Source organism: Eubacterium sp. AF19-12LB, assembly GCF_003479125.1.
In the GTDB taxonomy this organism is placed as follows: Bacteria; Bacillota; Clostridia; order Lachnospirales; family Lachnospiraceae; genus Eubacterium_U; species Eubacterium_U album.
Window position 1 is genome coordinate 271832 of the sequence record NZ_QUGP01000003.1, and the last position, 22747, is coordinate 294578.

The following is a 22747-nucleotide window of genomic DNA, read 5'->3' on the forward strand; positions in this document are numbered from 1 at the left end:
AATAATAACGGAATGTTTGGAGGGTATATGGTTAGTAAAGTTAATTGTTGTGCAATTACGGGAACGGAAGTTTTACCGATTTGTGTTGAAACAGATGTATGTAGTGGCTTGCCATCATTTGATATGGTAGGCCTTTTATCATCAGAAATAAAAGAGTCAAGAGAGAGGGTAAGAACCGCAATAAAGAATTCGGGATTTATGATTCCGCCAAGAAGAATAACGATAAATTTGGCTCCTGCGAATATAAGAAAATCAGGAACTTATTTTGATTTGCCAATATCTGCGTCGATTCTTAAAGCACTTGATATAGTAAAACAGGATGTCAGTAAATTTATGATTGCGGGAGAATTAAGTTTAAATGGAGATGTGATAAAGGTTAATGGAATATTACCTATGGTTTTAATGGCAGTGTCAAAGGAAATTAAAGTATGCATCATTCCTGAAGAAAATTATGGAGAGTGTGTAGCCATTGAATGGATAGAGATAATAGGAGTGAAAAATCTTGCAGAATTAGTGTATGTGTTAGATATGAATCCTAATGAGTTGAGCGAGGAAATATTAAGGCAAAAAGCTAATTTTGAAGAAAAGAAGATTCAGGAAGAAATAGAGGAAAGTTATGATTTTGCAGACATTTGCGGACAGGAGCAGGGAAAAATAGGAGCGATGATTGCAGCAGCAGGAAGACACAATATGCTTATGGTTGGACCACCAGGCGCCGGAAAAACTGTAATAGCAAGGACTATTCCTACAATACTTCCTGATATGACATTTGAAGAGAGAATACAAATATCAAAGATTCATAGTATAGCAGGGAAATTAGATGGAAGACTAGTGGATAAAAGACCATTTTGCAGTCCGCATCATACTACAACGGTAACGGGAATGACGGGCGGCGGAATGAAACCAAAAGTAGGACAGGTTACCCTTGCTCATGGTGGAGTATTATATTTAGACGAATTTCCTGAATTTTCGAGAAATGTTATTGAAGCATTAAGGCAACCGTTAGAGGACAAAAAAATTGTGCTTTCAAGAAATAGTGGAAGCTATGAATTTCCTGCAGATGTGATACTTATAGCATCAATGAATCCGTGTAAGTGTGGATATTATCCTGATAGAAACAGATGTAGCTGTACACAAAGGGAGGTTAATAAGTATTTGTCAAAAATAAGTGGACCTATATTAGATAGATTTGATTTATGTGTGTATTTAAACAGAGTAGAGTATAAGGATATTAAAAAAAGTGAAAAAACTTCAGAAAAGATGAAAGAAAGGGTTATTGCAGCAGCACAAATTCAAAGGGAAAGATATAAGAATGAAACAGTGTCTTACAATGGACAGTTAGATGGCAGAAATATTAAAGAATTTTGTAAATTAAATAAGCCTGAAGAAGAACTTATGGAACAGATTTTTAATAAATTTAAATTGAGCATGAGGGCGTATGGAAAGGTATTAAAAGTAGCAAGAACGATAGCAGATTTGGACGAGAGAAAAAATGTTTCAAAGGGCGATATATCAAAGGCTTTGACATTTAGAACTCCGGCTTGGATGAAGTAAAAAGGGGGATACTATATATATGGAAGAAAGAGATTATTTTGCATGGATTTCAACTGTAAAAGATATACAATATACGAAGTTAAACAGACTGTTAAAAGGTGTAAATGGAATAGAAGAATTGTATCATTCAAGTGAGAAAAAATTACTAAATATGACAGATATTACAAAGAAAGATGTTGAGACAATTCTTAAGGCAAAGACTGAATTTGACAAAAACAGATTTTATGATGAATTAGAGAAGAATAATATAAAATTTGTCACAATTAAAGACGACGAATTTCCAGATAAATTAAGGATATTTGACCATAAGCCATATTTCCTTTTTTACAAAGGGAGTCTACCTGATAATGATAAAAAAACAGTTGCAATGGTTGGGGCAAGAGCGTGCAGTAATTATGGAAGAAATATGGCGAAAAGTATAGCTAAAGAACTGAGTGAAAATGGAGTGCAGATAATTAGTGGAATGGCAAGAGGAATTGATACATACAGTCAATTAGGAGCAATTGAAGGAGGAGAAAAAACTTTTGCAATTGTTGGATGTGGAGTTGATATTGTGTATCCGATAGAAAATATTGAACTTTATGAAAATATTATAGAATATGGTGGGATAATTTCAGAATATCCACCGGGAAGCAAACCTCTTAATTGGCATTTTCCGCAGAGAAACAGAATAATAAGTGGATTGGCGGATATAGTAGCAGTAATCGAGGCAAAAGAAAAAAGCGGTTCGCTAATAACTGTGGAATGGGCATTAGAACAGGGCAAAGATATTTACGCACTTCCGGGGAGAGTTGGAGACGCTTTAAGTGGCGGTTGTAATAGGCTTTTAAAGGTTGGTGCAGGGGTATTAACATCGGCAAAAGATATACTTGAAGAATTGCATATAGAAGAAAAAAATAGGGCTTCAAAAATAACGTCTCAAGAAAATTTACTTGAAAAAGATTTTTCCTTGGTGTATATTGAGTTAGGTTTACAGCCGATTAACATCTCAGAATTGATAGAGAAAACCGGCATTGAATATGAACGTTTATCAGAAATATTGTTACAGTTACAACTAGATGGAATGGTAGAACAACCAATGGAAAATTATTATGCAAGGGTTGTAGTGTGACATAAATAAAAATATAAAGGGGTAATTATGGCGAAGTATTTAGTTATAGTGGAATCACCGGCGAAAGTTAAAACAATTAAAAAATTTTTAGGAGCTAATTATGAAGTAGTAGCTTCAAATGGTCATATTAGAGACTTACCTAAAAGTACGCTCGGAATAGATATCGAACACGATTATGAACCAAAATATATAACCATCAGAGGTAAAGGTGGAAAACTTGCAGAATTAAGAAGACAGGTTAAAAAAGCAGATAAAGTATATCTTGCAACTGACCCTGACCGTGAAGGAGAGGCAATTTCATGGCATTTGGCAACAGCATTGAAACTTGACATGAAAAAAACAGCAAGAATAACATTTAATGAAATTACAAAGCCGGCAGTAAAGGCATCTTTAAAACAGCCTAGAGATATTGATATGAATCGTGTTGACGCACAGCAGGCAAGAAGAGTTTTAGACAGAATGGTAGGATATATGATTAGTCCGTTGTTATGGGCTAAGATAAAAAGAGGATTAAGTGCAGGTAGAGTACAGTCTGTTGCACTTCGTATGTTATGCGACAGAGAAGAAGAAATAAATTCATTTATTCCTAAGGAATATTGGGATATGAATGCAACTTTAAATGTAAAAGGAGAAAGGAAACCATTAACAGTTGAGTTTTACGGAGATGGAAATGGAAAGATGGAAATTACCGGAAAAGAACAGCTTGATGGTATTGTAAAAGAATTGCAGAATGCTGAATTTACAGTAAAGGATGTAAAGAAGGGAAGCCGTTCAAGAAAGAGCCCGGTTCCGTTTATAACAAGTACATTGCAGCAGGAAGCTTCAAAGACTTTGAATTTTTCAACTCAAAAAACAATGAGACTTGCACAGCAGTTGTATGAAGGTGTGGATATTAAGGGAAGAGGAACAATAGGTTTGATTACTTACCTTCGTACTGATTCTACAAGAATTTCAGATACAGCAGAAACTCAGGTTAGAGAATTTATAGACAAGACATATGGTGCTGAAAATATAACAAAAGAAGTTAATACAAGTAAATCTAATAAAAAGATACAGGATGCTCATGAGGCAATAAGACCTACAGATGTAAATATTACACCTGCTGAGGTTAAAGAACAGCTTAGCAGAGACTTATTCAGATTGTATCAGTTAATATGGAAGAGATTTGTAGCAAGTAGAATGGCAAGTGCCGTATATGAGACTACATCAGTAAAAGTTGCAGCAGACAAATACATTTTTAATGCTTCAACTTCAAAGCTTAACTTCCAGGGATTTATGCAGGTTTATACAGATAGTGACAGCGAAAAAGTAACAACGGATAATGTAATTGCAAAACTTACAAAAGAATCAGAATTGTCATTAGTTGAATTTAATGAAAATCAACATTTTACACAGCCACCTGCTCATTTTACAGAAGCTGTACTTGTTAAGGCACTAGAAGAACAGGGAATTGGACGTCCAAGTACTTATGCTCCAACAATTACAACAATTATTGCAAGAAGATATGTTACAAAGGAAAAGAAGAATCTTTATGTAACAGAACTTGGAGAAGCGGTTAACAATGTAATGAAGACAGCATTTAGCGCAATTGTAGATTTGAACTTTACTGCAAATGTTGAATCACTTTTAGATATGGTGGAAGAAGGAAAAGTAGAATGGAAGACAGTTATAAGAAACTTCTATCCTGATTTAGATGCCGCTGTAAAGAGTGCTGAAAAGAAATTAGAAAAGATTACAATTGCTGATGAAGAATCAGATGAAATATGCGAAGAATGTGGAAGAAGAATGGTTATCAAATACGGACCGCACGGTAAGTTCCTTGCATGTCCGGGATTTCCAGAGTGTAGAAATACAAAACCATATCTTGAAAAGACAGGAATCCCTTGTCCTAAATGTGGAAAGGAAATTATTCTTAAAAAAACACAGAAGGGAAGAAGATACTATGGATGTATCGACAATCCTGAATGTGATTTTATGTCATGGCAGAAACCTTCTACAGAAAAATGTCCTGAGTGCGGTGGATATATGCTTGAAAAAGGAAACAAGTTAGTATGCGCAGACGCGACATGTGGATATGTTACAGATTTGAAGAAAAAAGAGGAAGTAAAATAGATGAAATTTAAAATGGTTCATGAAAACTACAATGTAGTTGACTTAGATAAATCAATGGAATTTTATTCAAAAGCTTTAGGATTAAAAGAATCACGCAGAAAAGAAGCAAAAGACGGCTCATATATAATTGTCTATATGTCAAACGAAGAAGCAGATTTTGAATTGGAATTAACATGGTTAAAAGAGTGGAAAGGAAATTATAATCTTGGAGATTGTGAATTCCATCTTGCATTTGAAACAGATGATATGGAAGCAGCTCATAAACTTCATGAAGAAATGGAATGCATTTGTTTTGAAAATAAAGAAATGGGAATTTATTTTATTGAAGATCCTGATGGATATTGGTTAGAAATTGTTCCAGCAAAATAGAGGTAAATGAATGAAGGTTACGTATTTAAAACATAGTGGTTTTATGGTTGAAAGCAGAAATTATATATATTTGTTTGACTATATTGGTGGAAACATAGATAAAGCCATAAAATCGGACAAGAAAATTTACGTAATGGTAAGCCATGTTCATGATGATCATTTCAGTAAAATAATATTTGATATAGCGACTAAGCATAATAATGTAACATATGTTTTATCTTACGATGTTGTTAAGAAAATAAAGAAAAATGCTATATTATCAAAAATGACTGAGCAACTTAATATAATAAGAGTTCAAGCTCATGAAAAATACAAGATAGATGATATAGTTGTCGAAACATTGAAATCAACAGATGAAGGGGTAGCTTTTATAGTAAGTGAAAAAGATGGTACAATATATCATGCAGGTGATTTGAACTGGTGGCACTGGGAAGGAGAACCAAAATCCTGGAACCGAAATATGGAAGTTAATTTTAAAAGAGAGATTGATAGCATGAAGGGAAGAAAGATAGATATTGCTTTCGTACCGCTTGATCCAAGACAGGAAGAAGCCTATTATATGGGAATGGACTATTTTATAAAAAATGTTGGAGCAAATGAAATTTATCCTATGCATTTTTGGGGAGAACCTGAAATAATAGACAGATATAAAAATGAGTATGGTGGAGAAAACATAGTGAGTAAGGCAGTTTTTTGTAAATAAAAAGTGCTTGAATTATAAAATGACTTATGATAAGATGTCTAAGTTAGAGTAAACACGTTTGATGAAATCGGACCGGTGCCCATGCTCGGGGTTGTCCGATGAATTGGATTCAGACGGAAGATTAAAACCAAATGGAGGTAAAAAAATGAGCGTTATTTCAATGAAACAGTTATTAGAAGCAGGTGTTCATTTCGGACATCAGACAAGAAGATGGAACCCTAAGATGGCTCCATACATTTACACAGAAAGAAATGGTATCTATATTATCGATTTACAGAAGTCAGTAGGTAAAGTTGATGAAGCTTATAAGGCTATGGCTGATATCGCAGCTGATGGTGGTACAATTCTTTTTGTTGGTACAAAGAAACAGGCTCAGGAAGCTGTTAAGACAGAAGCTGAACGTTGTGGAATGTACTATGTAAATGAAAGATGGTTAGGCGGAATGCTTACTAACTTCAAGACAATTCAGTCAAGAATTAAGAGATTAAAAGACATCGAACAGATGGCAGAAGATGGAACATTTGATGTTCTTCCTAAGAAAGAAGTTATCGAAATTAAGAAAGAATGGGATAAGCTTGAAAAGAACCTTGGCGGTATCAAGGATATGAAGAGAATCCCAGACGCTATTTTCGTAGTAGATCCTAAGAAGGAAAGAATTTGTATTCAGGAAGCTCATGCACTTGGAATCAAATTAATCGGTATCGCTGATACAAACTGCGATCCTGAAGAATTAGATTACGTTATTCCAGGTAATGACGATGCTATCAGAGCTGTTAAACTCATCGTTGCTAAGATGGCAGATGCTGTTATCGAAGCTAACCAGGGTGAAGAAATGGTAGCTGAAGAAGTAGCTGAAACAGAAGCAGAATAATTAAATTTTTTCTAAATAGGAGGATATAGTAATGGATATTACAGCAGCAATGGTAAAAGAGTTAAGAGAATTAACAGGCGCTGGAATTATGGCTTGTAAGAAAGCTTTAGTTGAAACTGATGGTAATCAGGAAGCAGCTATCGAAGTATTAAGAAAGAAAGGCGAAGCTACTGCAGTAAAGAAATCAGGTAGAATCGCAGCTGAAGGTGTTGTTGCAACATTAGTTGAAGATGGAAAAGCAGCAATCGTAGAAGTAAACTCAGAAACTGACTTCGTAGCTAAAAACGAAAAGTTCCAGACATTCGTAGCTAACGTAGTTAAGCAGATCGTTAACTCAGATGCAGCTGACGTTGAAGCTTTATACGCTGAACCATGGGCTCTTGACACATCAAAGACTGTAAAAGACGAATTAACATCACAGATTGCTGTTATTGGTGAAAACATGAACATCAGAAGATTTAAGAAAATCGTATCTGACGGTGTTGTTGTATCATACATCCACGCTGGTGGAAAGATTGGTGTATTAGTAGAAGCTGATGCACAGGCTAACGAAACTGTTGAAGCATCAATGAAGACTATCGCTATGCAGATCGCAGCTATGAGTCCACAGTATATTAGCAGAGAAGACATCTCAGATGATGAACTTGCTAAGATGAGAGAAATCACAATTGATAGTGCTTTAAATGATGTAGCATCACTTCCAAAGCCAATTCAGAAAGATATCTTTGCTGAAGCATTAAGCACAGATGCATTAAGCGCTGAAGACAAAGCAATCTTAGAAGAAAAACAAAACGACAAGTACTTATTCAACTTCCTTTCAAAAGAAGCTATTGCTTCATTAGCAGCTATTTCAATGAGCAAGAAGGAAGAAATCTGTGCTAACAAGATCTTCAACGGTTTAGTTGAAGGACGTATTTCTAAGCAGTTAAAAGAAGTATGTCTTCTTGATCAGACATACGTTATGGCTGCAGATGGAAAGCAGACAGTAAAAGCATACTTAGCAGAAGTTTCAAAAGAAGTTGGTGCTCCAGTTGCACTTAAGAGCTTCATCAGATTTGAAACAGGCGAAGGTATCGAAAAGAAAGAAGAAGATTTTGCAGCTGAAGTAGCAAAACAGATGAAATAGTCAGGCTAAAGCCGTGCAAATAAAAAGAAGAACATCCACGAGCCATGTTTACATGGGCGAGAGGGTGTTCTTCTTTTTTTGGCTCTTTGTCAAGCATGGGGGTAATCACTTATATATATCGTGTGTGATTTGTAATCACACACGATTTTTATATAGTATCACATGATAACATTATTCTGTTTCTGAAATTTTCAAAATTCCTATATCCATAAGCATTTCGCTTAATTACTTTAATCTTATTATTCATTCCTTCTGTATATCCGTTTGTATATGGGCAATCAAAACTGTTGAGTATGTATTTCGCCCAATTGGCAAGTGTAATAAGTACTGAATTGAATTCATCCAGTTCACTGACAGAGGCAGCATTAATAAATTTACGAAGTTTGGGTTTGGCTTCAGTACTGCTTTTAGAGTTCATAAAGTCATAAAAAAGTTCTTTTAAATAATAAGCCTGAGCTAGATCGTTTGATTGCTGTAACATTACTTCAAGAGCCTCAAGATTTTCTTCATTTAACTTATCCTTATGGGCGAGAATTAATTTACGGCTTCGTTTGAAATATTTTCTCTTTGAAGGATGCATCTGTTTTTGAATTCTAATTCGTACTCTTTCGGTAGCACCGGTTACCTGTTTAACCACATGAAATTTATCAATAACAATGGTTGCGTTAGGCAACAACCTCTGTGCAATATCCTTATAAACCTTGTACATATCCATAACAAAGTAACGAACATCCTTACGGTTGGGAAAGTCTCTTAAGTATTCTTCAAGCCTGTATTGGGTTCTGGAAGGAAGAATGTCAAAAACTTTATGCTCTTTTGGTGCTGTCAGAATGGAATGATATTTATTTCCACCCGAATTTTCCTTAAACTCGTCGATTGAAAGTACTAAAGGAAGCGTTTTCGGTTTCTGATGTTTGATGTCTTTGAGCCGCCTGAAAATAGAGGAAACGGATATCCCCAGCTGAGAGGCGACATTTGAAACATTAAGAGAACTCTTTAGCAAGTGTATTGCTTCAAAACATAAACGGGTGGTAAGGCGACAGTTCTTAGGAAGAAGCGAAAAAGGTTCCGTAAAATGTCTGTCACATGAATCACAGTGGTATCGCCGTTTTCTATAATGAAGGAAAGTACTTTTTCCCATAATGGGGCTGTCTTTAATAATGGAAGTCCTGTAGTCATGAACTTTGTTGGTTATGGCTTTACAGTGAGGACAGACACAGTCTTTACGCTTTAACATGAAGTAAATATGGTTTTCTTTTGATGTATAATCGATATTTGTGATAAAAAGGTCTTTTATTTCCAGTATATTTGAAATATAATCATTGTTAGGCATAGTAATAATCTCCTTTGTGGTTTTGTGGTGATTCTATTATAAGAGATTATTTTATCTATGCCTACTTTTTTGTAGAAATATCACAAAAGATAAAAAAGGAACTATACCTTACCCCCAAGTAAAGTATAGAACCTATTTAATAAGATTTTCTTCTTCGTGTAATATTAAATGTGTCGGCTGTAAAATTAACAAAAATTTAATTGGATTTTCATTGACCCATATAACACCTTACAATATAATAAAAGCAAATATATAGCTTATAAAGGAGGTTCCTTAATGACGAAAAAAATAACCGCAATATTCTTGGCATTGTGCATGGCAATTTCCGTTTTGCCGATGACCATTCAGGCGGCATCAAAGCCCGATATTAAGGTTGGCGACTATGTTAAAATGGGCGCGTATAACAATGCCTCAATTCTTTGGCGATGTGTAAGCATTGACAATAACGGACCGCTTATGCTTGCAGACAAAATTGTTGACACCCTTGCATATGATGCCAAAACAAATGACAACAGCAATTCAAAATCACACAGCAGAAGCTATAAGCGTGATGATTACGGTTCTAACTATTGGAAAGACAGCAATATGCGTTCTTGGTTAAATTCGACCGCAGCTGAAGGCAAAGTCGATTGGCTTTGTGGCAACCCTCCGAAAGACGGATATGTAAGCGGTGTGGGAGCGTACAACGAAAAAGCGGGTTTTCTCAACGCTTTTTCAAAATCTGAAATTGCGGCAATGAAAACCGTTACCCAGCGTTCTCTCGTTTCTCATCCCGAATACAACAAGGGCATAGTTGATGGAGACGCAAATTCGGATTTGTTATACTACACCGATATTTCGGAAGCGGTGGCAAACTACGACAGTTCATATTTTGAAACTACAACCGAAAAGGTTTTTCTTCTTGATGTAAAGCAGGCTAATGCCGTGTGGAAAAATCTCAAAGGTTATTATGTTGCGTATAATAATGACGGTATGGCTTGGCCTTATTGGCTTCGCACTCCTGTTACCGATTGCAATCACGATATGCGTTATATCAGTTCATCGGGTCAGGTCGGTCGTTATGCTCCGTGGTATTCCGATTTGGGCGTAAGACCTGCATTTTATCTCGATTCCGAATATTTTGTTACAACTTCCGGCAGCGGCTCACAAAGCAGTCCTTATATCGGCTCTGCTCCAAATAAGCAAGAGGATGATTATACAATTTCGGAACCTGCCGAGGACGCAAATCCCGATTGGAATGTCAGCACCGAGCAAAGCATTCAGCTCACCCTCGGCCCGTGGTATTCAAATGACGGAAAATATTCTAATCCTACCATCCCTGTTTATACCATCCAAAAAACACGCAGCGACACGGAAAATATGGTTGTTGTCGTTTGCGGCGAGGGATACACAAAAAGTCAGCAGGGCAAATTCATCAATGATGTCAAACGACTTTGGCAGGACGCTATGAAATATGAACCGTATCGCAGTTATGCCGACAGATTCAATGTTTACGCTCTTTGCACAGCTTCCGAATCGACTTTTGACAATGGTGGAAGCACCTTCTTTGATGTTATAGTCGACAAATATAATTCGCCTGTTATTTCTAATAATCTCCACGGAAGTCAGTGGAAAAATCATATTTTTGAGAGATGTATCGGTCCTGAATTTATCGAGAAAATTCACGATGCTCATATCAAAAAAAAGTGTGATCCAAACACAATTCCGTCCGGTTCGGAATATGAGCCTTATTATTATGTTCACGATTATATTGCTCAGTTCGCTATGGTTGTAAACACAAAATCAGATTTCGGCGGTGCTTATAATAACCGTGAATACGGCTTCCATTATTTCATTTCGCCATCAGACAGTTATCGTGCGTCAAAAACTTTTGCACACGAGTTTGGACACGGTTTGCTCGGTCTCGGTGATGAATACAGTAACGGATATTTGCTTGACGATAAGGAACTTAAATCACTCAATCTTTCCTCGGTTGAAGACCCGGAAAAGATAAAATGGCGACAGCTTTTAGGTTTTAGAAACACATATACTTGCCGCAATGCTTACGGCTCAAAAATGCTTGTTTCAAGTTATGAGTGCATAATGAGAGACACAAACTATCAATTCTGTGAGGTTTGCCGTTTGCAGGGCTTCAAGCGAATGTCTCAGCTTGTTAAGGATGTAGACCTTTATGTTGCAACTCCCGAGGTTAAGGAATATACGGGCGCTTATTCAAAGCCGTCTGATTTTACCGACCTTGAAACAAGTTCATATTATAATTACACATATAATCGCAATGACCGACTTTTGAGCGGCAACAGCAAAAGCAGATTTAATACTAATATGAACGGTAAAAAAATCGAGCTTAGAACTGTTATTCAAAACATTTCAGATAAAAATGCACGACAATTAAAATTCAAAATGTGGATTAAGCACTCCGACGGAAGCGTTGCGACCGATTCATCGGGGAATCCGCTTCAAACAGTACAAACCTTTGACATTCCTGTTTGGAATGATAAGGCAAATTTCTGGCCGCTCGGTGCTTTGGATCACATCAAAAGCGACTTTAATTCAGGCTTAAAGAGTTGCTCGCTTATTTATCAAATTCCGTCTGATGCACAGCTTAAGAGCGGCGATACCGTGGCATTTCAGGTGCTCGATGAAAACGGAAATGTGCTTGCAGACGACAATACGGAAACACAGCGCTACACAACCGTTTCAATTCAGTATAAATTTGAGGACGGCTCTGAAATTCCAAACACTGCCGGCGGAACATTTACCGTGCCATACGGCACAAAGCTTGATTTAACACCGGCAAAAACACTTTATGATTATGAATTTATAAAGGTTGACGGCTTGAATAAGCCTATTGTTTCGGACGGAACGGTTGTTACATATTATTACAAAAATAAAAACGAAGAACACACTCACAATCTGACTTTGGTTGCTGCGAAAGCTGCCACCTGCACTACTGCGGGCAATTCCGCATACTACACCTGCGATGGCTGTGACAAGTGGTTCGCAGATGCAACAGGATCGGTAGAAATTACCGATAAAACCAGTGTGAAGATTCCGGCTCCCGGACATACCGCAGGCACAGAATGGAAGTCTGATGATACTAACCACTGGCATGAATGTTCTCGTTGCCACGACAAAAAGGACGAAGCGGCTCACAGCACCAGCGAGTGGATCATTGACACGGCAGCTACCGAAACCGCAGAAGGCGCTAAGCATAAGGAATGCACCGTCTGCAAGAAGGTTCTTGAAACCGCAACGATCCCCGCAACAGGCAGCAGCCATACCAATAGCTACGGCGTATACGTTGGAATGACATATACGGCAGGAAATTTAATATACCAGATTACATCAATTGATACTGCAACAGTAGGACAATCAAAGGTTATTGGTGTAGTAGCTGCTAAAAAGAATAAAATAAAGAAAGTTACAATTCCGGACAGAGCAGATTGTAAAGGATATAGATTAAATGTAACAACAATTGGTAACAATGCGTTTGCCGGCTGCAAGGCCCTTGAGAAGCTTACAATAGGTAACAAGGTAACTGTTATCGGAAAAAATGCATTTAAGAACTGCTCAAAACTTGAAACAGTAGTAATTGGAAAAGCAGTTAAGACAATAAGTTCTAAGGCATTTATAGGAGATAACAAGATTAAGAAGATTACATTCAAAGGTGACAAACTTAAGACTGTAAAGAAGAATGCATTTAGCAAGAAAGCAAAGAAAAATATTAAGTCTAAGAAGACTAAACTTAAAGGAAATAAGAAAGCCATTAAGTTGTTTAAGAAGAAACTTAAAATTAAATAATTAAAAAGTAATTAAAGAGGCTAGCTTTTCAAGAGTTGGACATGTCATGTATGTCTTGTATTCTGCGAAAAGGTAGCCTCTAATAAGTTTATTAAGAGGGAGATAGTGTGAAAGAAAGTAGAAACAAGCCATAAATTGGCGCACTTGAATAAGCTGTCTAAGGCAGGCAACTTTTTTGAAGTGTTATAGAGTTAAAAAAATAGATTAAGAAGCTAATGGCTTATCAGGTGGAAGTGTTCCTTCACGTTGTAATAGCTTCTTTGCCTGTCTGATAGCTTTTGCCTTTTGTTTTTCAACAAGAGCTACAGGCATATCGATTTTATAAAGATTGCTCGGATTCCACTCCTCACCGGTAGACAGCATCTGGTAGATGGCAGTAAGAATCATACGGGCAATAGCGATAATGGCTCTTTTCTTGCCACGACGTTTAACTAGAGCTTCATATTTCTTTTTGTAGTAAGGAGATTTGTCAGATTTTACGGCTGCATGAGCACATTGTACTAATGCAGGCTTGAGGTAGACACCAGCACGCGTAATCCAGACAGATTTCTTCTTACCAGCAGATTCATTGCTGCCAGGTGTTAAACCAGCCCAGCAACATAAACGTTTGGAACCCGAGAACTGAGACATATCCGTACCGATTTCGGAGATGATAGTGATTGCACTATCACGTTTGACACCCGGAATGGTACAGAGGAACCGGACAGCATTTTCAAAATCAGGATTAGAAGAAATCATATTTTCTATCATTTTATCAACATCATTGATTTCGGCTGTGATATAATCCATGTGTGCGCGAACAAGACGCATACGGTATTTTTGGGTATCAGTCATCTGATATCCTTCGACGGATTCTATAACAGCATCTTCTTTGGATTTGAGGTTTCTAAGAAGTTTAGATGCGATTTCTTCGTGGTTAATGGATGTCCCCGATTGATCAAGCAGATAGTCAATAATGGACGTGGATGACTTCCCAAAGATATCGGAAACAACAGAATCTAATGCAACATTACAAACAGTAAGAGCATTCTGATATCTATTCTTTTCACTTGAACGACAGGAAACGAGCTTGTAACGATAGCGGGTGTATTCCCTCAGAATACGGACTGCCTTGCAAGGAATATAACTGCCTTTGACAAGCCCAAGACGGAACAAGTCTCCAATCCATTTAGAATCTTTGGTATCATCTTTGTTGCCTTTTACAGCCTTTACCCATTTGGGATTGGCAATGACAACATTGATTTCATCTTCCAGAATATTAAAGACAGGAATCCGGTATTTTCCTGTGGATTCCATACAGACATCAAGGCAGTCGTTGTCGAGAAGCCATTGACTGAACTGCCACACAATTATATTGGATATTCGAGGAGGAAGATGAATAGAGATTTACGAATAAATGGATAAAAATTATCAATAAAGAACTTCTTTCCATACACGAAAAGTGGTTGAGCAGAATTATAAAAAATCCAAAAATAGCATAGGTTAAGAAGTCAGTTGTAGTAGAAATAGGTTGGGACCCCGTGTCCCAACCTTTCCTTTTTGCACATCAACCAAATAATTTAAACTACAATATGGTTTATTATCCTAAATCCCATCCACGATAGAATTCGACATCGACACACCGCAATAGTAAAATATAACCATAAAGTTTGAGAGCAACAGGCCTTAAAACTTTAAATCAAAAATAAATAAATGCCTTATTGAGAACAGTAGTTTAAGAACTGACTGTTTTTCAATAGGGCATTTTTTATTGCAAAAATGGAGGTGTCTTATGAAAAGTGAAAGCATTTTAGTTGTTCCACCATAAGAGTGAAACAGAGCAAAAATTAAAATTAAGGATTTTTTAGGAGGACGAACATGAATTTAAATTACGAAGAATTTAAGGAAAAAATTAAGGATGATATTAAGGATTATATGGACGAAAAGTACAAGGATTGTGGAGTTGTAATCAGAAAGGTTAATAAAACCAACCGTGAAGTTGATGGATTGAATTTCTATGACATTCCGGGGTTAAAAAATGCCACACCAACCATATATGTAAATAATCTTTATGAAGAATATGAAAGAACAGGAAAATATGAAGAGGTCATAAGAATTGCAGCTGAAACAATGGAAAGAGGAATCAAGTCATTTAATGATGAAATCAAGGCAGAGCTTTTGGATACATCAAGACTTAAAGATAACGTGTTTTTTACTTTAATAAATGCCGAGCAGAACAAAGAGTTATTAAAGACGGTTCCCCATAGGGAGTTTGAGGATCTTGCCATCAAGTATCCATGAAGTTATTGCCGTATCAGCAGATTTTGGTTCACCTGATGAATTGGCAGAAATGGTTTATGAAATCAATATGGACCAGGTAGACATTAATGACCGCCTTTCAAATCAGGTGTATTGCTACGACAAAGATTTAAGGACACTAAGACTTGCAACAGATACGATAAACAAGAGCCTTGATGACGTTGACCGTGGAGCAATATCAACCCCGGAAAGAGAGGGCAGATAGTCATGAAAGATTTTTAAAAAGAATTAGCAAAGAGAATAAAAAGTGAAGTTGCTAACTATGGTGAGAATGAAGAGTTTTTTATAAAAGTTGAGGTTGTAGCGGATGGAAAAGGTAAATCAGGCATCAATTAGACTTGTAAAAGAACGTCCACTGTTATCAGAAGAACAACTCACATCTCCTGAAAAGGTGGCAAGGACAGTTGAGATTACGTAAGAGACATATACAGAGAAGTTTTGTGTGTAATCAATTTTAACAGTAAGCTTCAACCAATAAATTTTAATCTGGCAAGCATTGGAGCTATTAATTATGCAATTGCTTCACCAAGAGAAGTACTAAAATCAGCAATATTGTTAAATGCAGCAAACATGATGATTTTACATAATCATCCATCCAATATATTAGAACCGTCTAAGGAAGACATTAAGACAACGGCGAAAATGATTGATATCTGTAATCTGATGGATATACCTCTTCTGGACCACATTATTGTTGGTCCGGAGAAAGGGAGGTATTTCAGCATGAGGGATAAGAAGTTAGTTGATTTTAGAAAAAGCAGTGCATATTCGACAGCTTAGAATTCTTAAATTTTAAGGCAGATAAGGACATAAAAATAGACGAGGAAGTAAAGGTTAGATAGGTAAAAGGGGTTTGGGAATATGCCACAACAAGAAGGCATTTGTATATACAAATGCCTTCTTGTAACAATGGAAGACTTGTACAACAGGCTTCTTGAACAGGAAGACAAGGAAGCAAGAGACGTGGCACTTGGACTTGAAATATTTGTTACCGGAGCACTAAACATCTTTAACCATCAGACAAACATAAATGTAAACAACAGATTCATTGTATATGGAATAAGAGACCTTGGGGAATCCCTTGCCCCACTTGCAATGCTTGTAATGATGGAAACAATACAGCAGAAAATAATTGATAACGGTGAGAGAGGAATAGCAACATGGTTTTACATTGATGAGGTGCATGTTCTTTTAAATTCGCCGTTCAGTGCAGAATATCTACGCCAGATGTGGAAAAAGGTTAGAAAGCAGGGAGGACTTTGTACAGGAATTACACAGAACATAATGGACCTTCTTATGAGTGAAACGAGCACAACAATGCTTTCAAACTCTGCATTCATACTGCTTTTAAATCAGTCTAGCAAGGACATAGAAAAGATAGTGGAGTCGCTGGAAATATCAGAAGAGCAGCTTAATTATGTGATAGATTCACCATCAGGATGCGGACTGATAAAATGCGGTAGCAGAATGGTACCATTTGACAATGTGATAACAAAAGACAGCGAACTTTACAGACTTTATAATACAAATATATATGAGAAGATGGAAAGGCTGGAGAAAGAAAAGCAGTAATTGAATAAGGGGAGGTGGGTGTGGTAGAATTGGAAGAATATAAAAGGTTTGAAATTTGGAGGGACAAAAATGCTATTATTGACACTTAATATGAATATGTTTAATTTTGTTATTGATGACAGCTTTAATGATTACATTGACTCTATTTCACCTGATATAGCATTTATTCAAGAGTGTAGATATAATAGGATTGATGAACAATATCATGCAAAATGGGCAGGAAATTATAAAGAACCTATTGATAGTCGATTTCATTTATCAGTAGCAATTAGTAAAGATGAGAATATTTCAAAGTCTAATATTGATTTGAATGCTGATTACACTTGTATATTTGTTGAATATGAAAAATATAAATTTGCAGGTGTTCATCTTCCATTAATTGATAAAAAAAGAGAGAACGAGAGTAAGCGTGAAAAGATACTGTCAAAAATTAAGGAAAGTGATTCTAAAATTATTTGTGGCGATTTTAATGCATGTTTAAATAATGAAAACCAAGAATATTTAAAAGAGCTTTTAAATGATAATGGTTATATTGATTTATGGCAAGAAGGTATAAATCAAGGAAAAGCATATTATTTAGATTTTTCTGGAAGAAAAATAAAAGCAGATAGTAAGAAATATAAAATTAGAACATTTGTTGGAAATAGACATATTGATTATATATTGGCAAAGAAAAAATTTTTAAATTTGAAAGAAATCATAATTGATTTTAGAACTTTAACTTTTACTGATCATTGTGGTATTGTTTTGGATTTTGATATAAATCAAAAGGACAAGTAAACAAATAGATAAATTAGAAGTTGTGGAGGTGAAATGAATATGATGATGTTCTTAAAATTAAGAAATATCTGAGTTCATAGAACTATGTTAAATAGTTTTATGTATAGGCAGAACCCGAAAAACTATTTAATAAAGGAGATTGTGCAATGATATTTCAAGATAATGTAATCAAAGAGTACTTAAAAAATGTTTATTTTATAACGGGAACACCTTGTGGAGGAAAGACAACCGTTTCACGTGCGTTGGCGGAAAAGTATGGATTTGAACTATTTGATGTTGATGAGAGATTCGACGAGCACAAAAAAATGTCGAACCCATTATTTCAGCCTGCGATGAATACGTATTTTAACAGTGCAGATGAATTTTTTGGAAGAACAGTTGAAGAATATAAGAATTGGCTGTTGAATAATACTCGTGAACAGTTAGAGTTTGTTCTTCTTGATTTGATTCGTTTATCAGAAAATAAGAAAGTTTTGTGCGATTGTCATCTTACAGTTGCTCAGGCACTCGCTTTTTCTGAACCAGCGAGAGTTGTTTTTCTCATAAAAGACCCATCTAATCTTGTTGATGAATATGGTAATCGACCAGATCATCAGGGATTTTTTCAGTACTTAAATTCAGCGACTGATATAGAAAAAGCCAAACAAACTGTGAATATTACCTTATATGAACTCAATGTAAATCGCATAGAGGAGATTAAAAGCAGTTCTTTCTTTTGGATAGAGAGAACTGTGGATAGTACAGTTGAGAGTACATTAACTTGTGTCGAAAAACATTTAGGTTTGATATAGTTGAAGAAAGACATTCGATTATAGCACATTTTGTTTAATGAATTAGTGCCACAAATTGAGAAGTATTCTTGATTTGTGGCATCTTAATAAGGCAGAATAAAGGAATAAAAAGAATCTTAATTCTGTTAAACGCTATTGACAACTTCAAGTTTGGAGAATTGAGAAAATCGGGATTTAAGCAAGAGATGATTTGCAATAATGGAGGTTACTTATGAGTCTATTTGATGTATTGAGTAAGGGTTTTTGTTCAAAAAAAAGGGAATCAAATGAAATATTATCACAAGAAGAGTATAAAGATAAGTTTTTACATGGTGATGACTATATTAAAAGAGAACTTTATGACGAATACATATCTCGAAGGTTGTCAGAAGAATTCGGGTTGAAATATAATGAAAAGATAAAAAAATGGCACTCTGAATGGAGTGCTAATCGGCGTTTTGTGGTCGAATTATGTTATCCAAGAGGAAATCACATATACTTGCGCTGGGGATATAATTATGATTTTATCCCTGATATCAATAGTAAAAATAAGTTGACATGGCATCGGACAGAAATTTCTATAAAAATACACATTGCTGATGCTTGGTATAATCACATAGAGGATGAAAGAGAACAAGACTGTGGATATACAAAGGAAGAATTTTATAATCCAAGGAAATGCACAAGTTTTCAATATCAAATACCTACCTACACGTCCGATATGGAATTTGTATTGGAATATATAAAAAATGTGATAGACAAAAATATCCCACTGATAAGAGAGTGGATAAATAATGTACAAACAGTTGATGATGCCATTACTGTTCTTAATCAGAGGATAGTAACTTTACCCCATATATATGTTCCGTATATGTGTCATATCAGAGCGTTTTTATATGCAAAGAATAACAATATAGATAATGCAATCGAATCTATTAAACAAGGTTATGAAAATAGCGAGATACCACAAGTTATAATTGATAAATTGGTTCAGATTGCTAATGGGTAAGAAAGAGACAAATTCCAGTTGATATTTCACATATTTTAGGAAATTTAATAACTGTTATATTTGATTATCAAATTCTTCGCAAACCCTTGAAAATACTAAGTTTGTAGCAAGTGAACTTTCCCTTACTCTTTCCCTTGTGTTACATTTTCCCATTGCTTTTCATGAACCTTAATATGGGAAAAATTAAGGGAAAGAAAATTTCATAACACAATATAACATATAACAATAACGACATGGTGAACTGATTGAAATGTTTTCGATATTTAACTCTGTAACTGATTATCAAAAGAAAATGGAGATAAGATACGATGAGAACAATTTATGCAGAATATAATATAAACCACGATAGTATTGATGTTTACACAAGTGCTGGATATATGCTTCGCATTGATTGCTGGGAAGCTGAAAAAAATTTAAAAACCACATATGGATCAGAATGTGCGCTTACTTCATTGGCTGTGGATGAGCCTTTGGAATATGCAAGATTATATCTTGATGGCAATTTACAGATGTGGGTGGATACAGAAGATTCATTAGAACTTTATTAAGCAAGAAGTGAGATAGTGTTGTAGGGAGTTTCCTGTAGTTAAAGATACCACACCCGATATGATGAACCCACGCTTATACACTACCAGCTATGATAAAAGAAAGGACAGCAATTTGACACTGCTGTCCTTTCTTTTATAAAATTGCAGTACACAGAAAAAAGCTGTAAAATGAAAAATATATTTGTCCTTGTAACAATTCTCGGACATTTGCCTGTTATACTATCTGCAAAAAGAAAAGGAAGTGATAATATGAAGCATATTTTAATTGTCGAAGATGATAATCTTTTGAATAAAACGCTTACTTATAATTTGGAATTGGACGGTTACACAATAACTTCTGTTCTGAATGCAAGGACAGCCGCTGAATCATTAAAAACAAACATTTTTGATTTGGTATTGCTGGATATAAATTTACCAGACGGAAATGGTTATGACCTATGCCGTCTTATCAAGCCAGAGCATCCTGATACAGTAGTTATATTTCTAACTGCCAACGATCAGGAAAGCAATCAGATACGGGGATATGAAGCTGGTGCAGTGGATTATATCACGAAACCTTTTTCGATTAGTGCTTTGCAGCGAAAAATCAAAGCCATGTTCGCTATGTTGGAGCATCACAAACCAGCTAAGGATATTTACGAGGATGGTAGCTTGTTTCTGGATTTTTCGGAACAATTTGCAAGTTTGAACGGGAAACCATTAGCACTTTCTGCGATGGAATATAAAATGTTGAACCTATTTCTTAAAAATCCGAAGCAGGTACTTACTCGCCAACAATTTTTAGAAAAACTGTGGGATGTTGATGAAAAATATGTAGATGAACATACCCTTACTACTTCTATCAGCCGTATTCGCAGTAAGATTGAAGCGGATGGCGACACATATATCAAAACGGTTTATGGTATGGGGTATCAATGGACAGGAGGCGAAAAGAAATGAATCTGAATAACCTTTCTGCTAAGAAAATTTGTAGACTGGTTAGTGCTGGCATGGTTTTCTCTATGCTGGTAATTACCGGTATTTTCGGCGGTATAATGCAGGATATACGAATTTTTATAGTGGGTGGAACATTGACACTCTGTGCGTTTTTCTGGATTTGGCTATTGGTGCTGATTTTTGGAAAACGCCTTTCTCATTTTACTTCTAATTTGTGCCGGACGCTGGACAACATGATTGATGGAAACGAGGAATTACAAAAGTCAAATGATAGTGAAACTCTTTTTGCCCGTATCAACCACCGCTTAATTCGGTTGTATGAGATTATGCAGAAAAACCGGCACAAGGTAGACATGGAACGACAGGAGCTTCAAATGCTGATTTCTGATATTTCACATCAAGTTAAAACGCCTGTCAGCAATTTGCAAATGGTAACGGACACACTTTTAACAAAGCCTGTTTCAGAAGAAGAACGGATGGACTTTTTACAAGGCATACGTAGTCAGACTGATAAACTGGATTTTCTGTTCCAAGCACTGGTTAAAACGTCCCGGTTGGAAACCGGAGCAATACGATTAGAAAAGAAAGACAGCAGCTTATTCCATACGCTTGCACAAGCCATGAGCAGTATTGTATATGCCGCAGAGAAAAAAGAAATTGCTGTATCCGTGGATTGCCCGGAAAATTTGATAATCTCCCATGACAGCAAGTGGACAAGCGAAGCCCTTTTCAATCTGCTGGACAATGCAGTAAAATACACTCCGTCAGGTGGAAAGATTTCTGTATCAGTGGTTCAGTGGGAAATGTACGTAGAGGTCAAAGTGACCGACACCGGCAAGGGCATTTCAGAAAGCAATCAGGCTGCCATCTTCCGGCGCTTCTATCGTGAGGAAGAAGTACACGATCAACAGGGTGTGGGAATAGGTTTGTATTTGGCTCGTGAGATTGTAACAAGGCAAGGGGGCTATATCAAGGTTGTTTCAGAGCTGAGGCAAGGCTCAGAATTTTCTATTATGCTTCCTGTAAGGTAAGATATAACCACTTTTTTTGAAATGTCCGAGCGTTGTAACATTTCACTCTGATTTTCGATAAAAATTTTTTCTATCTCGGACATTTGTGTAACATTTGTGGTTTACAATGGCTTTATCAACAGATAGAAAGCCTTGAAAGGAGCATTTGAATATGAGCATTTTACAAACAATCGACTTAAAGAAGTATTACGGCACAGAACCAAATATTACTCGTGCCCTTAATGGTGTAAATTTTACTGTGGAACAGGGAGAATTTGTTGCCGTAGTTGGAACTTCCGGCAGCGGTAAGTCTACATTGCTTCACATGATGGGAGGACTTGATACCCCCACTTCCGGCAGCGTGATTGTACGGGGAGAAGAACTCGCAAAAAAGAATGATGATGAATTGACAATTTTCCGCCGTCGTAACATCGGATTTATCTTCCAAAATTATAATCTGGTTCCGATTTTGAATGTATATGAAAATATCGTCCTGCCTGTGGAACTGGATGGCGATACAGTAGACCAGAAATTTATGGACGAAGTTGTGTATATGTTGGCTTTAGAAGATAAACTGGAAAATATGCCGAACAATCTTTCAGGCGGTCAACAGCAACGTGTAGCGATTGCACGAGCTTTAATTACGAAGCCTGCGATTATCCTTGCTGATGAACCGACCGGAAATCTTGATAGCAAGACCAGTGCAGATGTGTTAGGGCTTTTGAAGCATACCAGCGGAGAATTTAATCAGACCATTGTAATGATTACTCACAACAACGAGATCGCTCAACTCGCAGACCGCATTGTACGGATTGAAGATGGTAAAATTGTTGGCTAAAGGAGG

Annotated in this window: 21 protein-coding genes; 19 read left to right on the top strand and 2 right to left on the bottom strand. The window is 36.2% G+C overall.

What is annotated here, in order from left to right:
* Nucleotides 1–27 precede the first annotated feature (27 nt).
* The 7 genes from DWX29_RS04375 to tsf all read left to right on the top strand — a co-directional run bounded on the left by DWX29_RS04375 (nucleotide 28) and on the right by tsf (nucleotide 7846).
* On the top strand, nucleotides 28–1554 hold the full coding sequence (locus DWX29_RS04375; protein WP_118565249.1) for a YifB family Mg chelatase-like AAA ATPase: 1527 nt from the start codon (nucleotides 28–30) through the stop codon (nucleotides 1552–1554).
* Nucleotides 1555–1573: 19 nt separating this feature from the next.
* Nucleotides 1574–2665, top strand: a complete 1092-nt coding sequence (gene dprA, locus DWX29_RS04380; RefSeq protein WP_022089220.1) for a DNA-processing protein DprA — start codon at nucleotides 1574–1576, stop codon at nucleotides 2663–2665.
* A gap of 27 nt (nucleotides 2666–2692) precedes the next feature.
* Nucleotides 2693–4777 (top strand): type I DNA topoisomerase, encoded by a 2085-nt coding sequence (topA, locus tag DWX29_RS04385; protein ID WP_118565250.1) that lies wholly within the window; start codon nucleotides 2693–2695, stop codon nucleotides 4775–4777.
* Complete coding sequence (locus DWX29_RS04390) at nucleotides 4778–5146, top strand: VOC family protein (protein ID WP_022089218.1); 369 nt, start codon at nucleotides 4778–4780, stop codon at nucleotides 5144–5146.
* 10 nt (nucleotides 5147–5156) lie between these two features.
* A complete protein-coding gene (locus tag DWX29_RS04395) occupies nucleotides 5157–5849 on the top strand; it encodes an MBL fold metallo-hydrolase (RefSeq protein ID WP_118565251.1) in 693 nt (230 codons plus the stop codon).
* 145 nt (nucleotides 5850–5994) lie between these two features.
* On the top strand, nucleotides 5995–6720 hold the full coding sequence (gene rpsB, locus DWX29_RS04400) for a 30S ribosomal protein S2 (protein WP_117909909.1): 726 nt from the start codon (nucleotides 5995–5997) through the stop codon (nucleotides 6718–6720).
* Between the two features lie 31 nt (nucleotides 6721–6751).
* Nucleotides 6752–7846: a translation elongation factor Ts gene (gene tsf, locus DWX29_RS04405; RefSeq protein WP_117909910.1), complete on the top strand. Its 1095-nt coding sequence runs from the start codon at nucleotides 6752–6754 to the stop codon at nucleotides 7844–7846.
* Nucleotides 7847–7994: 148 nt separating this feature from the next.
* Here tsf and DWX29_RS04410 read toward each other — a convergent pair whose 3' ends face one another.
* On the bottom strand, nucleotides 7995–9179 hold the full coding sequence (locus DWX29_RS04410; RefSeq protein WP_117910489.1) for an ISL3 family transposase: 1185 nt from the start codon (nucleotides 9177–9179) through the stop codon (nucleotides 7995–7997).
* A 276-nt stretch (nucleotides 9180–9455) separates the two neighbouring features.
* On the opposite strand from DWX29_RS04410, the gene DWX29_RS04415 reads away from it, so the two are divergent.
* Complete coding sequence (locus tag DWX29_RS04415) at nucleotides 9456–12980, top strand: M64 family metallopeptidase (RefSeq protein ID WP_118565252.1); 3525 nt, start codon at nucleotides 9456–9458, stop codon at nucleotides 12978–12980.
* 204 nt (nucleotides 12981–13184) lie between these two features.
* Here the strand turns inward: DWX29_RS04415 and DWX29_RS04420 are convergent, their stop codons facing one another.
* Complete coding sequence (locus DWX29_RS04420) at nucleotides 13185–14327, bottom strand: IS110 family transposase (protein WP_347497648.1); 1143 nt, start codon at nucleotides 14325–14327, stop codon at nucleotides 13185–13187.
* 510 nt (nucleotides 14328–14837) lie between these two features.
* On the opposite strand from DWX29_RS04420, the gene DWX29_RS04425 reads away from it, so the two are divergent.
* From DWX29_RS04425 to DWX29_RS04470, 11 genes are all read left to right on the top strand, one after another.
* Nucleotides 14838–15260, top strand: coding sequence for a DUF5688 family protein (locus tag DWX29_RS04425; protein WP_243053226.1), 423 nt, complete (start codon nucleotides 14838–14840; stop codon nucleotides 15258–15260).
* The gene (locus DWX29_RS12910; RefSeq protein WP_243053227.1) at nucleotides 15241–15483 is read left to right on the top strand and encodes a DUF5688 family protein; all 243 of its coding nucleotides are present in this window, start codon (nucleotides 15241–15243) and stop codon (nucleotides 15481–15483) included. The genes DWX29_RS04425 and DWX29_RS12910 overlap by 20 nt, the downstream gene beginning before the upstream one ends.
* A 233-nt stretch (nucleotides 15484–15716) precedes the next feature.
* Nucleotides 15717–16058 (top strand): JAB domain-containing protein, encoded by a 342-nt coding sequence (locus DWX29_RS04430; RefSeq protein WP_158574499.1) that lies wholly within the window; start codon nucleotides 15717–15719, stop codon nucleotides 16056–16058.
* 81 nt (nucleotides 16059–16139) lie between these two features.
* A complete protein-coding gene (locus DWX29_RS04435) occupies nucleotides 16140–16850 on the top strand; it encodes a hypothetical protein (protein WP_199663672.1) in 711 nt (236 codons plus the stop codon).
* A 69-nt stretch (nucleotides 16851–16919) separates the two neighbouring features.
* Nucleotides 16920–17630 (top strand): endonuclease/exonuclease/phosphatase family protein, encoded by a 711-nt coding sequence (locus DWX29_RS12915; RefSeq protein ID WP_243053228.1) that lies wholly within the window; start codon nucleotides 16920–16922, stop codon nucleotides 17628–17630.
* 146 nt (nucleotides 17631–17776) lie between these two features.
* On the top strand, nucleotides 17777–18421 hold the full coding sequence (locus DWX29_RS04445) for an AAA family ATPase (RefSeq protein ID WP_113999138.1): 645 nt from the start codon (nucleotides 17777–17779) through the stop codon (nucleotides 18419–18421).
* A gap of 211 nt (nucleotides 18422–18632) precedes the next feature.
* Entirely contained in the window at nucleotides 18633–19409 is a 777-nt protein-coding gene (locus DWX29_RS04450) for a hypothetical protein (RefSeq protein ID WP_118565254.1), read from the top strand.
* A 308-nt stretch (nucleotides 19410–19717) separates the two neighbouring features.
* Nucleotides 19718–19957: a DUF6061 family protein gene (locus tag DWX29_RS04455; protein ID WP_006859036.1), complete on the top strand. Its 240-nt coding sequence runs from the start codon at nucleotides 19718–19720 to the stop codon at nucleotides 19955–19957.
* A 249-nt stretch (nucleotides 19958–20206) separates the two neighbouring features.
* Nucleotides 20207–20896, top strand: a complete 690-nt coding sequence (locus tag DWX29_RS04460; protein WP_009265522.1) for a response regulator transcription factor — start codon at nucleotides 20207–20209, stop codon at nucleotides 20894–20896.
* A complete protein-coding gene (locus tag DWX29_RS04465; RefSeq protein WP_006859034.1) occupies nucleotides 20893–21924 on the top strand; it encodes a HAMP domain-containing sensor histidine kinase in 1032 nt (343 codons plus the stop codon). The genes DWX29_RS04460 and DWX29_RS04465 overlap by 4 nt, the downstream gene beginning before the upstream one ends.
* 151 nt (nucleotides 21925–22075) lie before the next feature.
* The gene (locus DWX29_RS04470) at nucleotides 22076–22741 is read left to right on the top strand and encodes an ABC transporter ATP-binding protein (RefSeq protein WP_006859033.1); all 666 of its coding nucleotides are present in this window, start codon (nucleotides 22076–22078) and stop codon (nucleotides 22739–22741) included.
* Nucleotides 22742–22747 lie beyond the last annotated feature (6 nt).

What these genes read in the sequence shown, in the direction of transcription:
- DWX29_RS04375 (WP_118565249.1), top strand. Translation starts at nt 28, where the DNA reads ATGGTTAGTAAAGTTAATTGTTGTGCAATTACGGGAACGGAAGTTTTA.
- dprA (WP_022089220.1), top strand. Translation starts at nt 1,574, where the DNA reads ATGGAAGAAAGAGATTATTTTGCATGGATTTCAACTGTAAAAGATATA.
- topA (WP_118565250.1), top strand. Translation starts at nt 2,693, where the DNA reads ATGGCGAAGTATTTAGTTATAGTGGAATCACCGGCGAAAGTTAAAACA.
- DWX29_RS04390 (WP_022089218.1), top strand. Translation starts at nt 4,778, where the DNA reads ATGAAATTTAAAATGGTTCATGAAAACTACAATGTAGTTGACTTAGAT.
- DWX29_RS04395 (WP_118565251.1), top strand. Translation starts at nt 5,157, where the DNA reads ATGAAGGTTACGTATTTAAAACATAGTGGTTTTATGGTTGAAAGCAGA.
- rpsB (WP_117909909.1), top strand. Translation starts at nt 5,995, where the DNA reads ATGAGCGTTATTTCAATGAAACAGTTATTAGAAGCAGGTGTTCATTTC.
- tsf (WP_117909910.1), top strand. Translation starts at nt 6,752, where the DNA reads ATGGATATTACAGCAGCAATGGTAAAAGAGTTAAGAGAATTAACAGGC.
- DWX29_RS04410 (WP_117910489.1), bottom strand. Translation starts at nt 9,179, where the DNA reads ATGCCTAACAATGATTATATTTCAAATATACTGGAAATAAAAGACCTT.
- DWX29_RS04415 (WP_118565252.1), top strand. Translation starts at nt 9,456, where the DNA reads ATGACGAAAAAAATAACCGCAATATTCTTGGCATTGTGCATGGCAATT.
- DWX29_RS04425 (WP_243053226.1), top strand. Translation starts at nt 14,838, where the DNA reads ATGAATTTAAATTACGAAGAATTTAAGGAAAAAATTAAGGATGATATT.
- DWX29_RS04435 (WP_199663672.1), top strand. Translation starts at nt 16,140, where the DNA reads ATGCCACAACAAGAAGGCATTTGTATATACAAATGCCTTCTTGTAACA.
- DWX29_RS12915 (WP_243053228.1), top strand. Translation starts at nt 16,920, where the DNA reads ATGCTATTATTGACACTTAATATGAATATGTTTAATTTTGTTATTGAT.
- DWX29_RS04445 (WP_113999138.1), top strand. Translation starts at nt 17,777, where the DNA reads ATGATATTTCAAGATAATGTAATCAAAGAGTACTTAAAAAATGTTTAT.
- DWX29_RS04450 (WP_118565254.1), top strand. Translation starts at nt 18,633, where the DNA reads ATGAGTCTATTTGATGTATTGAGTAAGGGTTTTTGTTCAAAAAAAAGG.
- DWX29_RS04455 (WP_006859036.1), top strand. Translation starts at nt 19,718, where the DNA reads ATGAGAACAATTTATGCAGAATATAATATAAACCACGATAGTATTGAT.
- DWX29_RS04460 (WP_009265522.1), top strand. Translation starts at nt 20,207, where the DNA reads ATGAAGCATATTTTAATTGTCGAAGATGATAATCTTTTGAATAAAACG.
- DWX29_RS04465 (WP_006859034.1), top strand. Translation starts at nt 20,893, where the DNA reads ATGAATCTGAATAACCTTTCTGCTAAGAAAATTTGTAGACTGGTTAGT.
- DWX29_RS04470 (WP_006859033.1), top strand. Translation starts at nt 22,076, where the DNA reads ATGAGCATTTTACAAACAATCGACTTAAAGAAGTATTACGGCACAGAA.